Below are 16823 nucleotides of genomic sequence, written 5' to 3' on the forward strand. Positions count from 1 at the left end.
AGGTTTACAATATGGTTGGGCAGATCAACCCGATAGGGTAAACCTTTCTTTCATTTAATTAACCCTTACCGTTTAAGGAGGATTAGGTTCACATGGCAAAAGAAAAATTTGAGCGGAGTAAACCGCATGTAAACATTGGTACGATCGGTCACGTTGACCACGGTAAAACCACGCTGACTGCTGCAATCACCACTGTACTTGCTTCTCAAGGGAAAGCAAAAGCAATGGACTACGGCAGCATCGACGCTGCTCCGGAAGAGCGCGAGCGCGGTATCACGATCAACACGGCACACGTTGAGTATGAAACGGAAAACCGCCACTATGCTCACGTTGACTGCCCAGGCCACGCCGACTACGTGAAAAACATGATCACCGGTGCAGCTCAAATGGACGGAGCAATCCTGGTTGTATCCGCTGCTGACGGTCCGATGCCGCAAACGCGCGAGCACATCCTGCTCTCCCGCCAAGTAGGTGTTCCGTACATCGTAGTCTTCATGAACAAGTGCGACATGGTAGACGACGAAGAGCTGTTGGAACTGGTTGAAATGGAAATCCGCGACCTGCTGTCGCAATATGAGTTCCCTGGTGACGACATTCCGGTCATCAAAGGATCCGCTCTGCAAGCTCTGGAAAACCCGGGCAGCGATTGGGGACAAAAAATCATCGAGCTGATGGATGCAGTAGATGCCTACATCCCTACCCCTGAGCGTGCTACTGACAAGCCGTTCCTGATGCCGGTAGAGGACGTATTCACCATCACTGGTCGTGGTACCGTTGCTACCGGTCGTGTAGAGCGCGGTATCGTAAAAGTGGGTGACTCCGTAGAAATCGTTGGTCTGGCTGAAGAGACCAAGTCTACTACTGTAACAGGTGTAGAGATGTTCCGCAAACTGCTCGACCAAGCAGAAGCTGGTGACAACATCGGTGCCCTGCTCCGTGGTGTTGAGCGTAAGGAAATCGAGCGCGGTCAATGTCTGGCCAAGCCGGGTTCCGTTAAACCTTACACCAAGTTTAAGTGCGAAGTATACGTACTGTCCAAAGAAGAGGGCGGCCGTCACACTCCGTTCTTTGCCAACTACCGTCCGCAATTCTACTTCCGTACCACGGACGTTACTGGCATCATCAAACTGCCGGAAGGCGTTGAGATGATTATGCCTGGTGACAACACCGAGTTTGAAGTAGAACTGATCGCACCGGTAGCAATGGAGCAAGGTACTCGCTTCGCTATCCGCGAAGGTGGCCGTACTGTAGGTGCTGGAGTCGTATCGCAAATCGTTGAGTAATCGACTGGGAAAAAACCTGGCAACGTACAGTTGTCAGGTTTTTTTAATGTATAAGCGTATATAACTGAGGGGAGCCGAAGTGCTCCCCTTCAGACTGTAGACAAAGGGGGGGAGGGCGTGGGGGAGAACGTCCCTTTTCCCTCCAGTCACTCCGTTGCCAACCTCCAGGGAAGCAAAACTGTCCACTGCGCCAGCACGAAGCGGGCGGGCACCACTATCATACCGCCACCATGTACGGCGGCTTTATTTTGCGTCCGTCTAACGCGGATTTTTTCAAGGATGTCATCACGGAACGAACGATCAAGAAAGTGATCAGTGAATACAATCCCATCACACAGATGAGGGGCAAGTTTGGCGACCCGATCTGGAATGAGAATTACGCGGTGATCTACCCCTTTTTCGCCGGGATGGGGGATGCCAAGTCGAAGACCCGGCAACCGCTTTGAGGCCCATCGGAAGATTCGTTGACATGAGAACTAGCTGAATCCAATAGTGTGTCAAGAATTTGGATTACGCTAGGCGCGGACACGATAGCCCATCAATATAGGAGCGTAGGGGGAGAGATGACGAAAAGTCTGGTTAAACTGGCAGAGCAGAAATTGTTTAAATTCTAATGAATGAATAAAGTAATAGTTAGGACACGTTTTCATATGGGTATCCCCTCTTTATTTGATAATTTATTACATTGGTATTATTGCTAAATATGGATACAAATGGTATTATGTAAGAGATTTAGAAAGGCGGAACAATTATGAGCTTCAAAAAATTTATGTCGCTTACGCTTTTAACTCTTTTGCTACTATCTAGTGTTTTTACAAACTCATTATTTGCAAGTGAGGAAGTAGTAGCAGAACAAAAACCTAAGTCAAGCTCTGAAGTCTTTCGTATCGAAGAGCTTGACGAGCATCCAGATGTGGTGGAATTCCTTGAGAAGAATCATCTTTATGACGAATTGCAAGAATTTGTCGATAATCCCGACGTACAACCTCTAGAGAAATCTGATACTAATTTTAGTGCTGAAGAAAAGAAGAGATTAGAAGAAAAGTATGGCTTAGTAATGTCAGAGCCAACGACTGAGCCTATACAAAATGACATACAGATTGGGGTTATACGTAACGCTGACGACATAGATGGACTTATTGCAATAAGACTTCTGGCATATGACTGGGGATGCAATTTAGAGCTAGTGCATCTACAACTTGGTGTTGACCCAGTAGATAGCATCATTGGGACTGTAACAAAATACAATAAGGATGGGAGAAGTTGGGATTGGGTAGACTCAAAACCTGTAAAGGAGACGAATGTAAAAAGCGGATCTTTTTATGGTTGGCGTACTCGAATCAGTGCAGTTGCGGATTATTTTGAATTTGACTTGACTGTCACTGACGAAGGGAATTCTCTTCCCTATACAAATAAGGGTATCATTAATGCGTCGAACGAAAGGTATAACTTCAATACAGATATTTACAAAGAGTTGTCATCGTTGGGTGGTCATCGGCATCATCTTGTTTCAAAAAAAGCTTTAGAAGTGGCTGGATTTGATCCTAACTATGCTCCCGCCATTAGAATGATAGTGGAAGATCATTATAATACACCTAACTATGGAGGGAACACAAAATTCCGTCAGAAAGAGATCGAACTACTGAAGAAACAAAAATATAGTGAATTAATAGAATTCGAACTTGAAGCCCTAGCAAATTCTGAGGACTCAGAAGAGAGATTTGATAATCTTTACTTTAAATACGAAGAAGAACTAGGAGAAGCAGTATTGATGTATGAAGATTATTTTGGTTCAAACGAAAACTAAGATGTATCCACGATGATAAATAAGGAGTTCCTTTTCATAAGCAAGGTTTCATCATTTCTTAGAACATATCAGAAGGATTCCTTTTCTTAACCTCAGAAAGGAGAATGATAATGGATACCCTACTCATTGAACCAGGTATCGGAATTGGCCCCATAAAACTTGGGATGACCGAAAGGGAAGTGAAGGATACCTTACAAGCATTTTCAGAAAAATACTTGAAGATAGATCGTCACTTTAGCTTTTACAGTTTGTTTAAGACACGTTATGACTCTGACGGTAAAGTCATATTTGTAGAACTTTGTTGCTATGCTAAGGAACACTTCAACTGCCTGTTTCGGGATATCGATGTATTCAACACGAAAGCAGAAGAGCTTGTGGAAATGATTGATAGGATATCAAGGTATGACCGAACCCATTGGGAAGTAGGATGTACTTACATTTTCCCAGAACTAGGCTTAACTCTTTGGAGACCTTCTGAGTTTAAAGAAGAAGACATGGAAGCAGAATGGTTTAAAGAGTTGCGTCCAGACATTCAAGAAGACGAAATGAGAAATCTATATTTTCAAACCGTTGCTGTGTGGTCGGAGTTAATTTAATGGTATAGAAAAATCATAAACATCCCCCTAGAATCATCTGGAGGGGATGTTCCAGTTCTTAAATCTCGTTTACACGAAAGTCTCAAGATGAAAGAGGAGGAATGTTTTATGTTGGCAAACATCTTGGAACGCAGTGGGGATCACAAGAACTTTTGGGCGGAGTTGTTCGCCACCAAGCAAAATGACATGGCCATTCAAGCCAATGTGGTCGGGTTGGAAACTCACAAATTAAATGGAGAGTCTGTCCGCTGCTGGGTGTTGGAGGTAGAGCCGACCGGGACTGTGAAGGGAATTGTGCCACGGATGGAAACCGGTTTGAGAAAACATCTGAAATGAGCGAGTTTCTAGGTCAATCCATGCCGGTCATGATTCTGCATATTGATCAGGAAGCGGGGCAGGTTCTTTGTAAGTCGAACCCGTGCGATTGCCTTGATGCAGGAGATTGCGCTAAGGCGCATGAAAGCGGGAGATCAATACAAGAGCCGTCACAAAAGTGAGCCAGAATCGAATAGCACTTCCATACCCTCCGACCAAGAATTCCTCTCAAAATCACCTCCTGCCTGCCCACGAACATTTTACTCATACCATTTCGATCCTTCTTCCGAATACATAACAATGATCCGGCAATCTCTTCGGGATTTACCAGAACGCCCTGCTTTTCATGAATTTATCGAGTGGCTCGATTGCGGCAATCAAAAATCTCCATAACGAATAGGAAAGCGGTATGCTACAATACACCAATAGAGTAAGAACGAGTCAGGGAGAAGGGAAACCATGCAGCAAAGTGAGAAATATATCTACGTTATCTTGACCGGGGTCATTACGCTTTGGGGTCTGAACGTGGTGATGGTCAAGTATCTCTCTTTTTTTCCGCCGGTGCTGATTGCAGCGATTCGCATGACGATTGCTGCTTCCGTGCTGCTTCCGTTTGTGCTTTGGAAAGTGGGAAGAACGAAACTGCAGTGGCAGGACTGGCTGTTGATCATCGGTGTGAGTGCCAGTTCGATCACCCTGCACCAAATCTTTATCGCTTGGGGTGTTCAACATACATCGGCTGGCAATACCTCTCTCATTCTCGGATTAAACCCGTTGGTAACCGCACTGCTTGCCGTTCCATTCCTGGGTGAACCCCTAACAAAAAGAAAAGTGGTCGGGATCGGCATTGGCCTCATTGGTGTGCTGATTGTGGTGCTGTCGCAAACGGGAGAAGGCGGCGTTGCGTTGCGCGGCTTTGGTGACCTTTTGATTTTTCTGTCGATGCTGATGTACGTGATCGGGGGGCTGCTCATTCGAAAAGCAACAGCTCGAGGAACACACGTACTGGTGGTAACCGCCTATTCTCATGCAATTGCCTCCGTGCTCCTCTGGTCGACTGCTATACTGGTGTATCCGGCAGCGGTATTCAGCTCGATTGACACAGAGCCGTTTACCTGGCTGGTGATCGTCGTGTCGGGAGCCTTGGCAACCGGTCTTGGCACACTAGGCTGGAACCATGGCATCAGGCAGTTGGGAGCAGGCAGAACATCAGTTTTTCTCAACGGTATGCCGCTAACCAGTTTATTATTTGCGGCACTGCTGTTAGGCGAATCGCTGGGACTGCTTCATCTGCTGGCGCTGGCAATGATCATAATGGGGGTCTACCTTGGTTCCTATCAACGGAGTTCAGCACCGCTCGCCGTAACGAAACTAGGCAAACAACTGAATGGATGAAAGAAAGAAAACCAAGCGAGAGATCACTCCTGCCCCGCTTGGTTTTCTTCTATTGTATTGACCATATGGTGCGCGATCATCGTCATCCGCTGGAAAATCGTCTGCCGTATCGGCCCCTCCAATCCGATTCGATCCATCGCTTCACTCATGCAGGATAGCCAAGCCTGCGCCCTTGTCGGGGTGATTGGGAACGGCAGATGACGGGCCCGAAGCATCGGGTGGCCATAACGCTGGCTGTAAAGAGCGGGCCCGCCGAGATATTGCGTGAGAAAGCAGTATTGCTTTTCCTTTACCTGCGTAAAATCCTCGGGGAACAGCGGGGATAGGTCTGGGTTCTGCTTCACCAGGTCGTAAAAGTTGTCAACCAGATTGGCTATTGTCTCGGATCCGCCGATCAGCTCGTATGGATTGTCATGCAGTTGAGCCATATGGGTGCCTCCTTTTGATAGGTAAGGATCTGCCGTCTATTGTATCACAAATGGAAACTCTCAGATGAGAATCACCTCTGGCATTGGCAGTCAGTTCCGCTTGCGCTTTGCAACGAGAATCGGTAACATAGGCAAGGTGAGCCCAAAACTGGATTCCGACAAGCATTTGTACAGGAAAAGGGACCAAGCGATGAAAGAAAAAATTCTTGCGTCGCCTATTCGTTTTTAGTACAATAGTGAATGTTGGTCATGGACTTGCGATGAAGTGGGAGGTTGCTGACACGCCTGGCCCCTTTGCCATGGCTGGGGTGCGGGATATTTCCACGGAGAAATGTCCGTTCATAAAATGGGCGAAAAAGGAGGGACTCAAATGGCAAAACAAAAGATTCGTATCCGTTTGAAGGCGTACGATCACAAAATCCTCGATCAGTCTGCTGAGAAAATCGTAGAAACAGCGAAACGTTCCGGTGCCAACGTATCTGGACCGATTCCGCTTCCTACGGAAAAGGCAGTGTACACGATTCTGCGTGCTGTGCATAAGTACAAGGATTCTCGTGAACAGTTCGAAATGCGTACACATAAACGCTTGATCGACATTCTGAATCCGACGCCGCAAACGGTTGACGCACTGATGCGCCTTGACCTGCCGTCTGGTGTGGATATCGAGATCAAGTTGTAAGAACAAAACGCGACACACGCGCGAGCGTTGTCTTGAAGCTAGGCCAACAATGCGGTCCCGGCGCAGCTCGGGAACGGATTTAAGCATAGTGAGAGTGGTCATTCGTAGTGCGAAGAAAAACGAAACAAGTACAGGAGGTGGCACAAATGACCAAAGGAATCTTAGGGAAGAAACTGGGCATGACCCAAGTGTTCGGTCCGAACGGTACCGCGATCGCTGTAACTGTGATTGAAGCTGGTCCTTGCGTGGTTCTGCAGAAGAAGGATCAGGACAACGACGGTTATGAAGCGATTCAGATCGGCTATGAGGACAAGAAAGAACACCGCGCAAACAAGCCTGAGAAGGGGCATGCAGCGAAAGCCAACACGGCACCTAAGCGCTTCGTCCGCGAGATTAGCGGAGTAAACCTCGGTGAGTACGAGGTAGGTCAGGAGTTAAAAGCTGATATTTTTGCCGCAGGAGACGTTGTTGACGTGGCAGGTGTGACCAAGGGGAAAGGGTTCCAGGGTGCGATCAAGCGTCACAACCAAGCTCGTGGACCGATGGCTCACGGTTCCCGTTACCATCGTGGTCCTGGTTCGCTCGGTGCGATCGCTCCGAACCGCGTGTTTAAAGGTCAGACGCTGCCAGGACAAATGGGTGGCGACAACGTGACGATTCAAAACCTGGAAGTCGTCAAAGTGGACGCTGACCGCAATCTGATTCTGGTTAAAGGTTCCGTGCCTGGTCCGAAAAACAGCTACGTGGTTGTTCGTTCGGCAGTCAAGAACAAGTAAGGAAAGGAGGAACTGACATGCCAAAAGTAGCTCTTTACAATCAAACAGGCGCACAGGTGGGAGAAATCGAACTGGCGGACAGCGTATTCGGTATCGAGCCCAACCAAGCTGTGCTTTATGATGCGATCGTGATGCAGCAGGCGTCCCAACGCCAAGGCACCCACGACGTAAAAAATCGTTCGGAAGTACGTGGCGGCGGCCGCAAGCCGTGGCGCCAAAAAGGTACAGGTCGTGCCCGTCAAGGTTCGATCCGTGCTCCGCAATGGAAAGGCGGCGGTGTAGTTTTTGGCCCGACTCCGCGCAAATACGGTTACAAACTGAACCGTAAAGTGCGTCGTCTGGCGCTGAAATCGGCACTGTCCACCAAGGTGCAAAACAACGAACTGCTGGTACTGGAAGAACTGAGCCTCTCTGCTCCGAAGACCAAGGAGATGGCAGGCGTACTGAGCAACCTGAAAGCAGATCGCAAAGCACTGATCGTAACATCCGAGTTTGATCAAAACGTAGCTCTTTCTTCCCGCAACATCCCGGGAGTAAAGTTCATCGATGCTGCCGGCATTAATGTTCTCGATTTGGTCGCTCACGACAAGGTGATCGTAACGAAAGATGCGGTTGCTAAAGTAGAGGAGGTGCTCGCCTAATGAAGAGCCTGTACGATATCATCAAGCGCCCTATCATTACGGAGCGCACCACCGATATGATGGCAGAGAAAAAGTACGTGTTTGAAGTTCCGATGAAAGCGAACAAAACCGAGATCAAGCAAGCGGTTGAAAAAATCTTTGGCGTGAAGGTAGCGGCAGTGAACACGATTCGCATGCCTGCGAAGCCAAAACGCTACGGGAAATATGCCGGATACACCTCCGAGTGGAAAAAAGCGATTGTCAAGCTGACGGCTGACAGCAAAGAGCTGGAATTCTACGAAGGCGTGTAATCTCGACGACTATCGATAAGGAGGGAATAAAAAATGGGAATCAAAAAATTTAAACCGACTTCTCCTGGTCGTCGCCAAATGACGGTTTCTACCTTTGAAGAGATCACTACCTCCACTCCGGAGAAATCTCTATTAGCCCCGCTTTCCAAAAAAGCAGGCCGCAACAACCAAGGTAAAATTACCGTTCGTCATCAAGGTGGCGGTCACAAGCGGAAATATCGCGTGATCGATTTCAAACGCAACAAGGACGGCATTCCTGGTCGCGTCGCTTCGATCGAATACGATCCGAACCGTTCCGCAAACATTGCGCTGATCAACTACGCAGATGGTGAAAAGCGCTACATCCTGGCGCCACTGGGACTGAAAGTAGGCGACACGATCATCTCCGGACCGGACGCCGATATCAAGACTGGGAACGCTCTGCCGCTGGAAAACATTCCGGTTGGTACGACCATTCACAACATCGAACTGAAGCCTGGCAAAGGCGGACAGCTGGCTCGTGCCGCTGGTGCCGAAGCACAACTGCTCGGTCGTGACGGTGAGTTCGTGATTGTTCGTCTCGGTTCTGGAGAGATCCGCCGCATTCACAGCGAGTGCCGTGCTACGGTTGGACAGGTGGGCAACCTCGACCACGAACTGATCAACATCGGTAAAGCAGGCCGCTCCCGCTGGCTGGGCAAACGGCCGACTGTTCGCGGTAGCGTCATGAACCCGAACGATCACCCGCACGGTGGTGGGGAAGGTCGCGCTCCGATCGGACGCAAAGCACCGGTTACGCCTTGGGGCAAACCGACGCTCGGTCTTAAGACTCGCAAGAAAAACAACAAGTCCGACAAGTACATTGTTCGTCGCCGTAAGAAGAAGTAAGGTAAGCTGATAGAATAACCGAACGCTTAAAAGCGAAGGGAGGTTCACTTATGGGTCGCAGCTTGAAAAAAGGACCTTTCGTGGATGACCACTTGATGAAAAAAGTGGTGGAGTTGAACGAGAAGAACGAGAAGCGCGTGGTAAAAACCTGGTCTCGCCGCTCTACGATTTTCCCTGAATTCGTTGGCCACACGTTCGCCGTATACGATGGTCGCAAACATGTCCCGGTTTATGTCTCCGAAGATATGGTAGGCCACAAACTGGGAGAGTTCGCACCGACTCGTACCTTCAAGGGGCACGTCGACAACGACAAAAAATCCAGGAAGCGTTAATTTCTCTTCATAGAGAGGAGGTACAACTGATGGAAGCAAAAGCAGTTGCTCGCTATATTCGCATTGCTCCTCGTAAAGTCCGCCTCGTCGTGGACCTGATCAGAGGAAAGGAAGTGGGCGAAGCGCTGGCGATCTTGAAGCACACGCCAAAAGCGGCTTCCCCGGTAGTGGAAAAACTTCTGATGTCGGCTATAGCCAACGCAGAACACAACTACGAGATGGATCCCAACAACCTCGTTGTAGGAAAAGTATTCGTTGACCAAGGTCCAACGCTCAAGCGTTTCCGTCCTCGCGCCATGGGACGTGCAAGCCGCATTAACAAACGGACCAGCCACATCACAGTGGTACTGAACGAGAAATAAGGAGGGAATAGTGTGGGTCAAAAGGTAAGTCCGGTTGGTCTTCGGGTTGGCATTATCCGCGACTGGGAATCCAAATGGTACGCCGATAAGGATTTTGCCGCTCTGTTGCATGAAGACCTTCGCATCCGCAAATATATCAAAGACCGTCTGAAAGACGCTGCCGTCTCCACGATCGAAATCGAGCGCGCGGCTAACCGTGTAAATGTAACGATTCACACAGCGAAGCCCGGTATGGTTATCGGGAAGGGTGGAGCCGAAGTCGAAACGCTGCGCAAAGCCCTCAACGATCTGACCGGCAAACGGGTTCACATCAATATCAGCGAAGTGAAGAAACCTGATCTGGACGCTACGCTTGTAGCTGAAAATATCGCTCGCCAGCTGGAAAACCGGATTTCATTCCGCCGTGCGCAGAAGCAGACGATTGCTCGTACCATGCGTTCAGGTGCGAAAGGAATCAAGACACTGGTTAGCGGACGTCTGGGCGGAGCCGATATCGCCCGTTCCGAAGGTTACAGCGAGGGTACGGTGCCTCTTCATACCCTTCGTGCGGATATCGACTACGGCACGGCTGAAGCGCACACCACGTACGGACGCATCGGTGTGAAAGTATGGATCTACCGTGGTGAAGTGCTTCCTACGAAAAAGAACGTTGCCAATGAGGAAGGAGGCAAGTAATCATGTTGATGCCGAAACGCGTGAAACACCGCAAGCAGCATCGCGGTCGCATGAGCGGTAACGCCAAAGGTGGAACCACGATTGCGTTTGGTGAATACGGTTTGCAAGCACTCGAGCCCTCTTGGGTAACCAACCGTCAAATCGAGGCGGCCCGTATTGCGATGACTCGTTACATCCGCCGCGGTGGTAAAGTATGGATCAAAATTTTCCCTGACAAACCGGTTACCCAAAAGCCATTGGAAGTACGGATGGGTTCCGGTAAAGGTTCTCCTGAGCACTGGGTGGCTGTAGTAAAGCCAGGCAAGATCATGTTTGAACTTGCCGGTGTACCAGAAGAAGTAGCTCGTGAAGCAATGCGCCTCGCTATGCACAAACTGCCGATCAAGTGTAAGTTTGTGAAGCGTGAAGAGTTAGGTGGTGACGCACATGAAGGCTAATGAACTACGCAATCTGACCACTGCCGAGATCGAACGCAGCATCAACTCGCTGAAAGAAGAACTGTTCAACCTTCGCTTCCAATTGGCGACCGGTCAACTGGAAAATACGTCTCGTATCAAGCAAGTGCGCAAGGACATTGCCCGTGCGAAAACCATCTTGCGCCAACGTGAATTGGGAATCGGTTAAAAAGGGAAGGAGGTTTGATTGATGACGGCAGAACGCAATCAGCGCAGAACCATGGTAGGACGCGTGGTATCTGACAAGATGGACAAAACCATCGTAGTGTTGGTTGAGACCTATAAAAAGCACCCGCTGTACGCCAAGCGTGTGAAATACTCGAAGAAGTTCAAGGCTCACGACGAGAACAACAAGGCAAAGACAGGCGATATCGTAGAGATCATGGAGACTCGCCCGCTCTCCCGCGACAAACGTTTCCGCCTTGTTCGGATCGTCCAAGAAGCTGTTATTGTATAACGTAACGTTCGGAGCAAATCCGAAAGGAGGGACCTTGAGATGATTCAAACGCAAAGCAGGCTGGCTGTTGCTGACAACTCCGGCGCAAAAGAACTGATGTGCATCAAAGTACTGGGTGGTTCCGGCCGCAAGACGGCTAACATCGGGGACGTTATCGTATGTTCGGTAAAATCCGCTACACCCGGAGGCGTTGTCAAGAAAGGTCAGGTAGTGCGGGCGGTTATCGTACGCAGCAAGCGTGGTGTCCGCCGCAACGACGGATCGTACATCCGCTTTGATGAAAACGCAGCGGTGATTATCCGCGACGACAAATCTCCTCGCGGTACGCGTATTTTTGGACCGGTAGCACGCGAACTTCGCGAGAAAGATTTCATGAAGATCATTTCCCTCGCTCCAGAGGTTCTGTAATCCGCTTCAACATGTCATGCAGTTCGTTCGATAGGAGGTGCACCAAACGATGCACGTGAAGAAAGGCGATACCGTTATCGTGATTGCGGGCAAAGACAAGGGCAAAAAGGGTCGTGTACTGGCTGCCTATCCGAAACAAGAGCGGGTGTTGGTAGAAGGGATCAACCTGGTGAAGAAGCATACCCGGCCGTCCCAAGCCAACCCGCAGGGCGGAATTGTTACGCAGGAAGCTGCCATTCACGTATCCAACGTTTCGTTGATTGATCCAAAGTCCGGCCAACCTACCCGCATTGGGTACAAGGTATTGGACAACGGTAAAAAAGTACGGGTTGCAAAAAAATCTGGCGAAGTAATCGACAAGTAGTCAGGTCGGAAGGGAGGTTGTCTTAGATGGCAGCAAGATTAAAAGAAAAGTACTTGAACGAGATCGTTCCAAGCCTGATGGCGAAGTTTAACTATAGCTCGATCATGCAGGTACCGAAAGTAGAGAAGATCGTGATTAACATGGGGGTTGGCGAAGCGGTCGGCAACGCCAAAGCCCTTGACTCTGCTGTAGAGGACCTGCAAATCATCTCCGGTCAAAAGCCGGTTGTAACACGCGCAAAGAAATCGATCGCCGGTTTCAAACTGCGTGAAGGGATGGCGATCGGGGCGAAAGTGACGCTGCGCGGTGAGCGTATGTACCACTTCCTCGACAAGCTAATGAATGTATCCCTGCCGCGCGTACGTGACTTCCGCGGTATTTCCCCGAAAGCGTTCGACGGACGCGGAAACTACACGCTCGGGTTGAAAGAACAGCTGATCTTCCCCGAAATCGAGTACGACAAGATCGATAAAGTTCGCGGTATGGACGTCGTCATCGTGACCTCCGCGAAAACGGATGAAGAAGCGCGTGAATTGTTGTCGCAAATGGGTATGCCATTCCGGAAATAAACCCTATCGTAAGGAGGGAAACATGTGGCCAAAAAATCGATGATCGTCAAGCAGCAGCGCAAACCGAAATTTGCTGTTCGTGCGTATACCCGCTGCGAACGCTGCGGCCGTCCGCACTCGGTGCTGCGCAAATTCAAACTGTGCCGTATTTGCTTCCGTGAATTGGCCTACAAAGGTCAAATCCCTGGCGTGAAGAAAGCCAGCTGGTAATTTAGACGGGAAGGAGGTTTTTCTGACATGGTTATGACTGATCCAGTTGCAGATATGCTGACCCGTATCCGCAACGCAAACATGGTTCGCCACGAGAAAGTGGAGATTCCTGCATCCAAGCTGAAAAAAGAGATCGCTCGCATCTTGAAAGAAGAAGGTTTCATCCGCGATGCGGAGTTCATTGAAGATAACAAGCAGGGGATTATCCGCCTGTTCCTCAAGTACGGTCCTGACAATGAACGTGTCATTACCGGCCTGAAACGCATCAGCAAGCCTGGACTTCGCGTGTACGCTTCTACCGAACAAATCCCGCGTGTGCTGGGTGGACTTGGTGTGGCGATTCTGTCCACATCATCCGGTGTAATGACTGACAAACAAGCCCGTCAAGCTCACGTAGGCGGAGAGGTTCTCGCATACGTCTGGTAATTAACGATTTACGCACAGGAGGTGCAAGACATGTCTCGTGTCGGTAAAAAACCGATAGCGATCCCTGCAGGCGTTACCGTCAGCATGAACGGTACGGAAATGACGGTAAAGGGCCCTAAGGGTACTCTCGTACGCAACTTTCATCCCGATATCAAAGTGAACATCAGTGAAAACGAGATCGTTGTTGAGCGTCCAAGTGACAACAAGCAGCATCGTTCGCTGCACGGAACGACTCGCGCACTGATTGCCAATATGGTAACTGGTGTTTCCGATGGCTTTACCCGTACGCTGGAACTGGTTGGTGTCGGTTACCGTGCGGCGAAGTCGGGTAAAGGTGTTACCCTTTCGCTCGGGTTCTCCCACCCGGTAGAGATCTCACCGGAAGAGGGAATCGAAATCGAGGTGCCGAACCAAACGACGCTTGTCGTAAAAGGAATCAACAAGGAGCGCGTTGGTCAAGTGGCCGCAGAGATTCGCGCAATCCGCAAACCAGAGCCGTACAAAGGCAAAGGGATTAAGTATAGCGACGAAGTAATTCGCCGCAAAGAAGGCAAAAAAGGTAAGTAAGCTGGTTAGTTCCATGAGAAGGGAGGCCGCGTAATGTTTACGAAAGCCGATAAAAACAAAGCACGGAAAAAACGTCAACTGCGCATTCGCAAACGCCTGACTGGAACAGCAGTGCGCCCGCGTTTGAACGTATTCCGTTCTTCGAAACACATCTACGCTCAGTTGATTGATGATGCATCCGGCAGCACGCTGGTAAGCGCATCTTCACTTGATAAGGAACTGGGACTGGAGAGCGGCAGTAATGTTGACGCTGCTGCTGCAGTAGGCAGCTTGATTGCAAAACGCGCACAGGAAAAGGGATATACGGAAGTCGTATTTGACCGTGGTGGGTACCTCTATCACGGACGTGTCAAAGCTCTGGCAGAAGCTGCTCGTGAGGCTGGCCTGCAATTCTAAGCAACGAGACTGATTGCCTGTAAACAAGGAGGGTAAGGAATGCGTATCGACGCTAGCAAATTAGAGCTGGAAGAGAAAGTCGTCGCCGTTAACCGCGTTGCCAAAGTGGTTAAAGGTGGCCGTCGCTTCAGCTTCAGTGCACTGGTTGTTGTCGGTGACCGCAACGGCCATGTAGGCGCTGGTATGGGGAAAGCACAGGAGGTTCCTGATGCGATCCGGAAAGCTATTGATGACGCGAAGAAAAACTTGGTTCGTGTACCACTTAAGGGAACGACGATCCCACATGAGGTGCTCTGTCACTTCGGTTCCGGCCGCGTACTGATCAAACCGGCTTCTGAAGGTACCGGTGTTATCGCAGGTGGTCCGGTCCGTGCCGTACTTGAGTTGGCCGGTGTGGGCGATGTTTTGAGCAAATCGCTGGGTTCCAACAACCCGATCAACATGGTCAACGCTACGCTGGAAGGGCTGAAACGCCTGAAAACGGCTGATGATGTCGCCAAACTGCGTGGCAAAACGGTCGAAGAACTGTTAGGATAAGGGAGGGAATGAGACATGGCAAAGCTGCAAATCACCCTCAAACGTAGTCTGATTGGCCGTCCTGCCGACCAGCGGGAAACGGCGAAAGCCCTCGGTCTTCGCAAACTGAACCATACTGTTGTGAAAGAAGACAATCCTGCCATGCGCGGGATGATCTTTAAAGTAAAACACTTGGTCGAAGTAAAAGAAGTCGAGGCATAAATCCTGAATCTGTCTGTTAGGAGGTGCGACGCATGAAATTGCATGAACTGAAGCCAGCAGAGGGTTCCCGTCACACCCGCAAGCGTGTTGGCCGCGGTATTGGTAGCGGCACAGGGAAAACCGCAGGTAGAGGGCATAAAGGTCAGAAAGCACGTTCCGGCGGTGGCGTACGTCCTGGTTTCGAGGGTGGTCAAAACCCACTGTACCGTCGTTTGCCAAAGCGCGGCTTCACCAATATCAATCGCAAAGAATACGCGATTGTCAGTCTGGATGCGCTCAACCGTTTTGAAGAGGGGACTGTTGTTACTCCCGAACTGCTGAAACAAACGGGCGTGATCAGTGCACTGCGCGATGGCGTGAAAGTCCTGGCCAATGGCGAATTGAATGTGAAGCTGACCGTGAAAGCTCATAAGTTCTCTGCTTCGGCTGCCGAGAAGATCGCTCAAGTCGGTGGAACAGCCGAGGTGATCTAATGTTAGGGAGTCTCTCCAACATCTTTAAGATAGGCGACTTGCGTCGGAAGGTCATTTTTACCCTTTTGATGCTGGTCGTCTTCCGAATTGGAAGTTTTGTTCCTGTTCCCAACGTAAACGTTGATCTGCTGAAGGAAGCAGGTGCCAACAACAACTTTCTCGGTCTGTTGAATACTTTTTCGGGAGGAGCGTTAGCCAACTTCTCCATTTTTGCGATGGGAATCATGCCGTACATCACGGCATCGATTATCATGCAGCTTCTCTCGATGGATGTAGTTCCAAAGTTTACGCAGTGGGCACGTGAAGGAGAAGTGGGTCGGCGCAAGATCGCCCAAGTCACGCGCTATGGAACGATTATCTTGGGTCTGATCCAATCGATCGGGATGACGATCGGCTTTAATCGGATGTACCCAGGTCTGTTAACAGACACGTCAGTCGGCAGTTATGCGTTGATCGCCCTGACCTTGACGGCAGGTACCGCATTTCTGATGTGGCTTGGCGAACAGATCACGGAAAGAGGGATTGGAAACGGGATTTCCATCCTGATCATGGCAGGGATTGTGGCTGCGATCCCCGGCGGTGTAACCACGATTGCAACGACTCAGTTTGCAAACGCAGGCGATCAGCTCTTCTTCACCATTGTGAAGTTGGTTCTGATCTTGCTGGTGATCGTGGCACTAATCGTTGGAGTGATCTACATCCAACAGGCGATTCGCAAGATCCCTGTTCAATATGCAAAACGAGTGGTTGGCCGCAAAATGTACGGCGGACAGTCCACGCACATTCCGTTGAAGGTTAACTCTGCTGGAGTCATACCCGTCATCTTTGCAATCTCGCTGGTTATCTTCCCAGCGACCGTTGCAAGCTTCTGGGCAGATAATACGGGTGAAGGTGTGGCCAACTGGATCTACCAGCACTTCCAGGTCAACTCACCGCTCGGCATGACACTGTACGCTATCTTGATCATCGGGTTTACCTACTTCTACACATTTGTGCAGATCAACCCTGTTCAAATGGCGGAAAACATGCGTAAAAACGGCGGATATATTCCGGGCATACGCCCTGGCAAAGCTACTGAGGTGTACATCACTCGTACACTCAACCGTCTCACTCTGGCTGGTGCGCTATTCCTGACCATCATCTCGATTCTGCCGTTTTTCTTCAGTGCGTTGGCTGATTTGCCACAGTCGATCTACATCGGGGGTACATCCCTTCTGATCGTAATCGGGGTTTCACTGGATACGATGAAGCAGATCGAAAGCCAGATGATCAAACGTCATTACAAAGGATTTATCAAGTAAGACGGTTTGATCA

The 16823-nt window shown here is 49.8% G+C and carries 30 protein-coding genes; 29 read left to right on the forward strand and 1 reads right to left on the reverse strand.

From position 1 onward, the window contains the following. Positions 1 to 92: 92 nt before the first annotated feature. The 7 genes from tuf to LOK74_RS22030 all read left to right on the forward strand — a co-directional run bounded on the left by tuf (position 93) and on the right by LOK74_RS22030 (position 5396). A complete protein-coding gene (tuf, locus tag LOK74_RS22000; protein WP_230044101.1) occupies positions 93 to 1283 on the forward strand; it encodes an elongation factor Tu in 1191 nt (396 codons plus the stop codon). 248 nt (positions 1284 to 1531) lie between these two features. Beyond that, a complete protein-coding gene (locus tag LOK74_RS22005) occupies positions 1532 to 1729 on the forward strand; it encodes a hypothetical protein (protein ID WP_230044102.1) in 198 nt (65 codons plus the stop codon). A 48-nt stretch (positions 1730 to 1777) separates the two neighbouring features. After that, positions 1778 to 1897, forward strand: coding sequence for a small, acid-soluble spore protein, alpha/beta type (locus LOK74_RS22010; protein ID WP_420908704.1), 120 nt, complete (start codon positions 1778 to 1780; stop codon positions 1895 to 1897). Positions 1898 to 2034: 137 nt separating this feature from the next. Next, the gene (locus tag LOK74_RS22015; RefSeq protein WP_230044103.1) at positions 2035 to 3090 is read left to right on the forward strand and encodes an exonuclease/endonuclease/phosphatase family protein; all 1056 of its coding nucleotides are present in this window, start codon (positions 2035 to 2037) and stop codon (positions 3088 to 3090) included. 110 nt (positions 3091 to 3200) lie between these two features. Then, a complete protein-coding gene (locus LOK74_RS22020) occupies positions 3201 to 3686 on the forward strand; it encodes a hypothetical protein (protein WP_230044104.1) in 486 nt (161 codons plus the stop codon). A 108-nt stretch (positions 3687 to 3794) separates the two neighbouring features. After that, the gene (locus tag LOK74_RS22025) at positions 3795 to 4022 is read left to right on the forward strand and encodes a hypothetical protein (protein ID WP_230044105.1); all 228 of its coding nucleotides are present in this window, start codon (positions 3795 to 3797) and stop codon (positions 4020 to 4022) included. 438 nt (positions 4023 to 4460) lie between these two features. Further along, positions 4461 to 5396 (forward strand): DMT family transporter, encoded by a 936-nt coding sequence (locus tag LOK74_RS22030; RefSeq protein ID WP_230044106.1) that lies wholly within the window; start codon positions 4461 to 4463, stop codon positions 5394 to 5396. Positions 5397 to 5419: 23 nt separating this feature from the next. Here the strand turns inward: LOK74_RS22030 and LOK74_RS22035 are convergent, their stop codons facing one another. Further along, positions 5420 to 5824, reverse strand: a complete 405-nt coding sequence (locus LOK74_RS22035; RefSeq protein ID WP_230044107.1) for a globin domain-containing protein — start codon at positions 5822 to 5824, stop codon at positions 5420 to 5422. Positions 5825 to 6194: 370 nt separating this feature from the next. Between LOK74_RS22035 and rpsJ the strand changes: the two genes are divergently transcribed. The 22 genes from rpsJ to secY all read left to right on the forward strand — a co-directional run bounded on the left by rpsJ (position 6195) and on the right by secY (position 16810). Further along, positions 6195 to 6503, forward strand: a complete 309-nt coding sequence (rpsJ, locus tag LOK74_RS22040) for a 30S ribosomal protein S10 (protein ID WP_003333796.1) — start codon at positions 6195 to 6197, stop codon at positions 6501 to 6503. Positions 6504 to 6649: 146 nt separating this feature from the next. Then, entirely contained in the window at positions 6650 to 7279 is a 630-nt protein-coding gene (gene rplC, locus LOK74_RS22045; RefSeq protein WP_230044108.1) for a 50S ribosomal protein L3, read from the forward strand. Between the two features lie 17 nt (positions 7280 to 7296). Beyond that, positions 7297 to 7920 carry a 50S ribosomal protein L4 gene (gene rplD, locus LOK74_RS22050; protein ID WP_230044109.1) on the forward strand — a complete coding sequence of 208 codons (624 nt, stop codon included), beginning with the start codon at positions 7297 to 7299 and terminating at the stop codon, positions 7918 to 7920. Next, positions 7920 to 8210, forward strand: a complete 291-nt coding sequence (gene rplW, locus LOK74_RS22055; RefSeq protein ID WP_230044110.1) for a 50S ribosomal protein L23 — start codon at positions 7920 to 7922, stop codon at positions 8208 to 8210. The genes rplD and rplW overlap by 1 nt, the downstream gene beginning before the upstream one ends. Before the next feature lie 33 nt (positions 8211 to 8243). After that, positions 8244 to 9077: a 50S ribosomal protein L2 gene (gene rplB, locus LOK74_RS22060; protein ID WP_230044120.1), complete on the forward strand. Its 834-nt coding sequence runs from the start codon at positions 8244 to 8246 to the stop codon at positions 9075 to 9077. 50 nt (positions 9078 to 9127) lie between these two features. Continuing rightward, positions 9128 to 9409 (forward strand): 30S ribosomal protein S19, encoded by a 282-nt coding sequence (gene rpsS, locus LOK74_RS22065; protein ID WP_230044122.1) that lies wholly within the window; start codon positions 9128 to 9130, stop codon positions 9407 to 9409. A 29-nt stretch (positions 9410 to 9438) separates the two neighbouring features. Continuing rightward, entirely contained in the window at positions 9439 to 9771 is a 333-nt protein-coding gene (rplV, locus tag LOK74_RS22070; RefSeq protein ID WP_230044124.1) for a 50S ribosomal protein L22, read from the forward strand. 12 nt (positions 9772 to 9783) lie between these two features. Continuing rightward, positions 9784 to 10446: a 30S ribosomal protein S3 gene (gene rpsC, locus LOK74_RS22075; RefSeq protein ID WP_230044126.1), complete on the forward strand. Its 663-nt coding sequence runs from the start codon at positions 9784 to 9786 to the stop codon at positions 10444 to 10446. A gap of 2 nt (positions 10447 to 10448) precedes the next feature. Beyond that, entirely contained in the window at positions 10449 to 10883 is a 435-nt protein-coding gene (gene rplP, locus LOK74_RS22080; RefSeq protein WP_230044128.1) for a 50S ribosomal protein L16, read from the forward strand. Continuing rightward, positions 10873 to 11070, forward strand: coding sequence for a 50S ribosomal protein L29 (gene rpmC / locus LOK74_RS22085; protein WP_230044130.1), 198 nt, complete (start codon positions 10873 to 10875; stop codon positions 11068 to 11070). The genes rplP and rpmC overlap by 11 nt, the downstream gene beginning before the upstream one ends. A 21-nt stretch (positions 11071 to 11091) precedes the next feature. After that, entirely contained in the window at positions 11092 to 11358 is a 267-nt protein-coding gene (gene rpsQ, locus LOK74_RS22090; protein WP_230044132.1) for a 30S ribosomal protein S17, read from the forward strand. A gap of 39 nt (positions 11359 to 11397) precedes the next feature. Then, the gene (gene rplN / locus LOK74_RS22095; RefSeq protein ID WP_230044134.1) at positions 11398 to 11766 is read left to right on the forward strand and encodes a 50S ribosomal protein L14; all 369 of its coding nucleotides are present in this window, start codon (positions 11398 to 11400) and stop codon (positions 11764 to 11766) included. A 49-nt stretch (positions 11767 to 11815) separates the two neighbouring features. Continuing rightward, positions 11816 to 12130 carry a 50S ribosomal protein L24 gene (rplX, locus tag LOK74_RS22100; protein WP_230044136.1) on the forward strand — a complete coding sequence of 105 codons (315 nt, stop codon included), beginning with the start codon at positions 11816 to 11818 and terminating at the stop codon, positions 12128 to 12130. Between the two features lie 26 nt (positions 12131 to 12156). Continuing rightward, positions 12157 to 12699: a 50S ribosomal protein L5 gene (gene rplE / locus LOK74_RS22105; protein WP_230044137.1), complete on the forward strand. Its 543-nt coding sequence runs from the start codon at positions 12157 to 12159 to the stop codon at positions 12697 to 12699. Between the two features lie 24 nt (positions 12700 to 12723). Continuing rightward, positions 12724 to 12909, forward strand: coding sequence for a type Z 30S ribosomal protein S14 (locus LOK74_RS22110; protein ID WP_019123526.1), 186 nt, complete (start codon positions 12724 to 12726; stop codon positions 12907 to 12909). 27 nt (positions 12910 to 12936) lie between these two features. Then, positions 12937 to 13335, forward strand: a complete 399-nt coding sequence (rpsH, locus tag LOK74_RS22115; RefSeq protein ID WP_230044139.1) for a 30S ribosomal protein S8 — start codon at positions 12937 to 12939, stop codon at positions 13333 to 13335. 30 nt (positions 13336 to 13365) lie between these two features. Beyond that, complete coding sequence (rplF, locus tag LOK74_RS22120) at positions 13366 to 13902, forward strand: 50S ribosomal protein L6 (RefSeq protein WP_230044141.1); 537 nt, start codon at positions 13366 to 13368, stop codon at positions 13900 to 13902. Positions 13903 to 13935: 33 nt separating this feature from the next. Continuing rightward, the gene (gene rplR, locus LOK74_RS22125; RefSeq protein WP_230044143.1) at positions 13936 to 14298 is read left to right on the forward strand and encodes a 50S ribosomal protein L18; all 363 of its coding nucleotides are present in this window, start codon (positions 13936 to 13938) and stop codon (positions 14296 to 14298) included. Between the two features lie 39 nt (positions 14299 to 14337). Then, the gene (gene rpsE, locus LOK74_RS22130; protein ID WP_230044145.1) at positions 14338 to 14835 is read left to right on the forward strand and encodes a 30S ribosomal protein S5; all 498 of its coding nucleotides are present in this window, start codon (positions 14338 to 14340) and stop codon (positions 14833 to 14835) included. Positions 14836 to 14850: 15 nt separating this feature from the next. Then, entirely contained in the window at positions 14851 to 15036 is a 186-nt protein-coding gene (rpmD, locus tag LOK74_RS22135; RefSeq protein WP_230044147.1) for a 50S ribosomal protein L30, read from the forward strand. 32 nt (positions 15037 to 15068) lie between these two features. Then, a complete protein-coding gene (gene rplO, locus LOK74_RS22140; RefSeq protein WP_230044149.1) occupies positions 15069 to 15509 on the forward strand; it encodes a 50S ribosomal protein L15 in 441 nt (146 codons plus the stop codon). Further along, positions 15509 to 16810, forward strand: coding sequence for a preprotein translocase subunit SecY (secY, locus tag LOK74_RS22145; protein ID WP_230044151.1), 1302 nt, complete (start codon positions 15509 to 15511; stop codon positions 16808 to 16810). Before rplO ends, secY begins: the two co-directional genes overlap by 1 nt. The last annotated feature ends 13 nt before the right edge of the window (positions 16811 to 16823 follow it).

This window comes from Brevibacillus humidisoli, assembly GCF_020923435.1.
GTDB classification, from domain to species: domain Bacteria; phylum Bacillota; class Bacilli; order Brevibacillales; family Brevibacillaceae; genus Brevibacillus_E; species Brevibacillus_E humidisoli.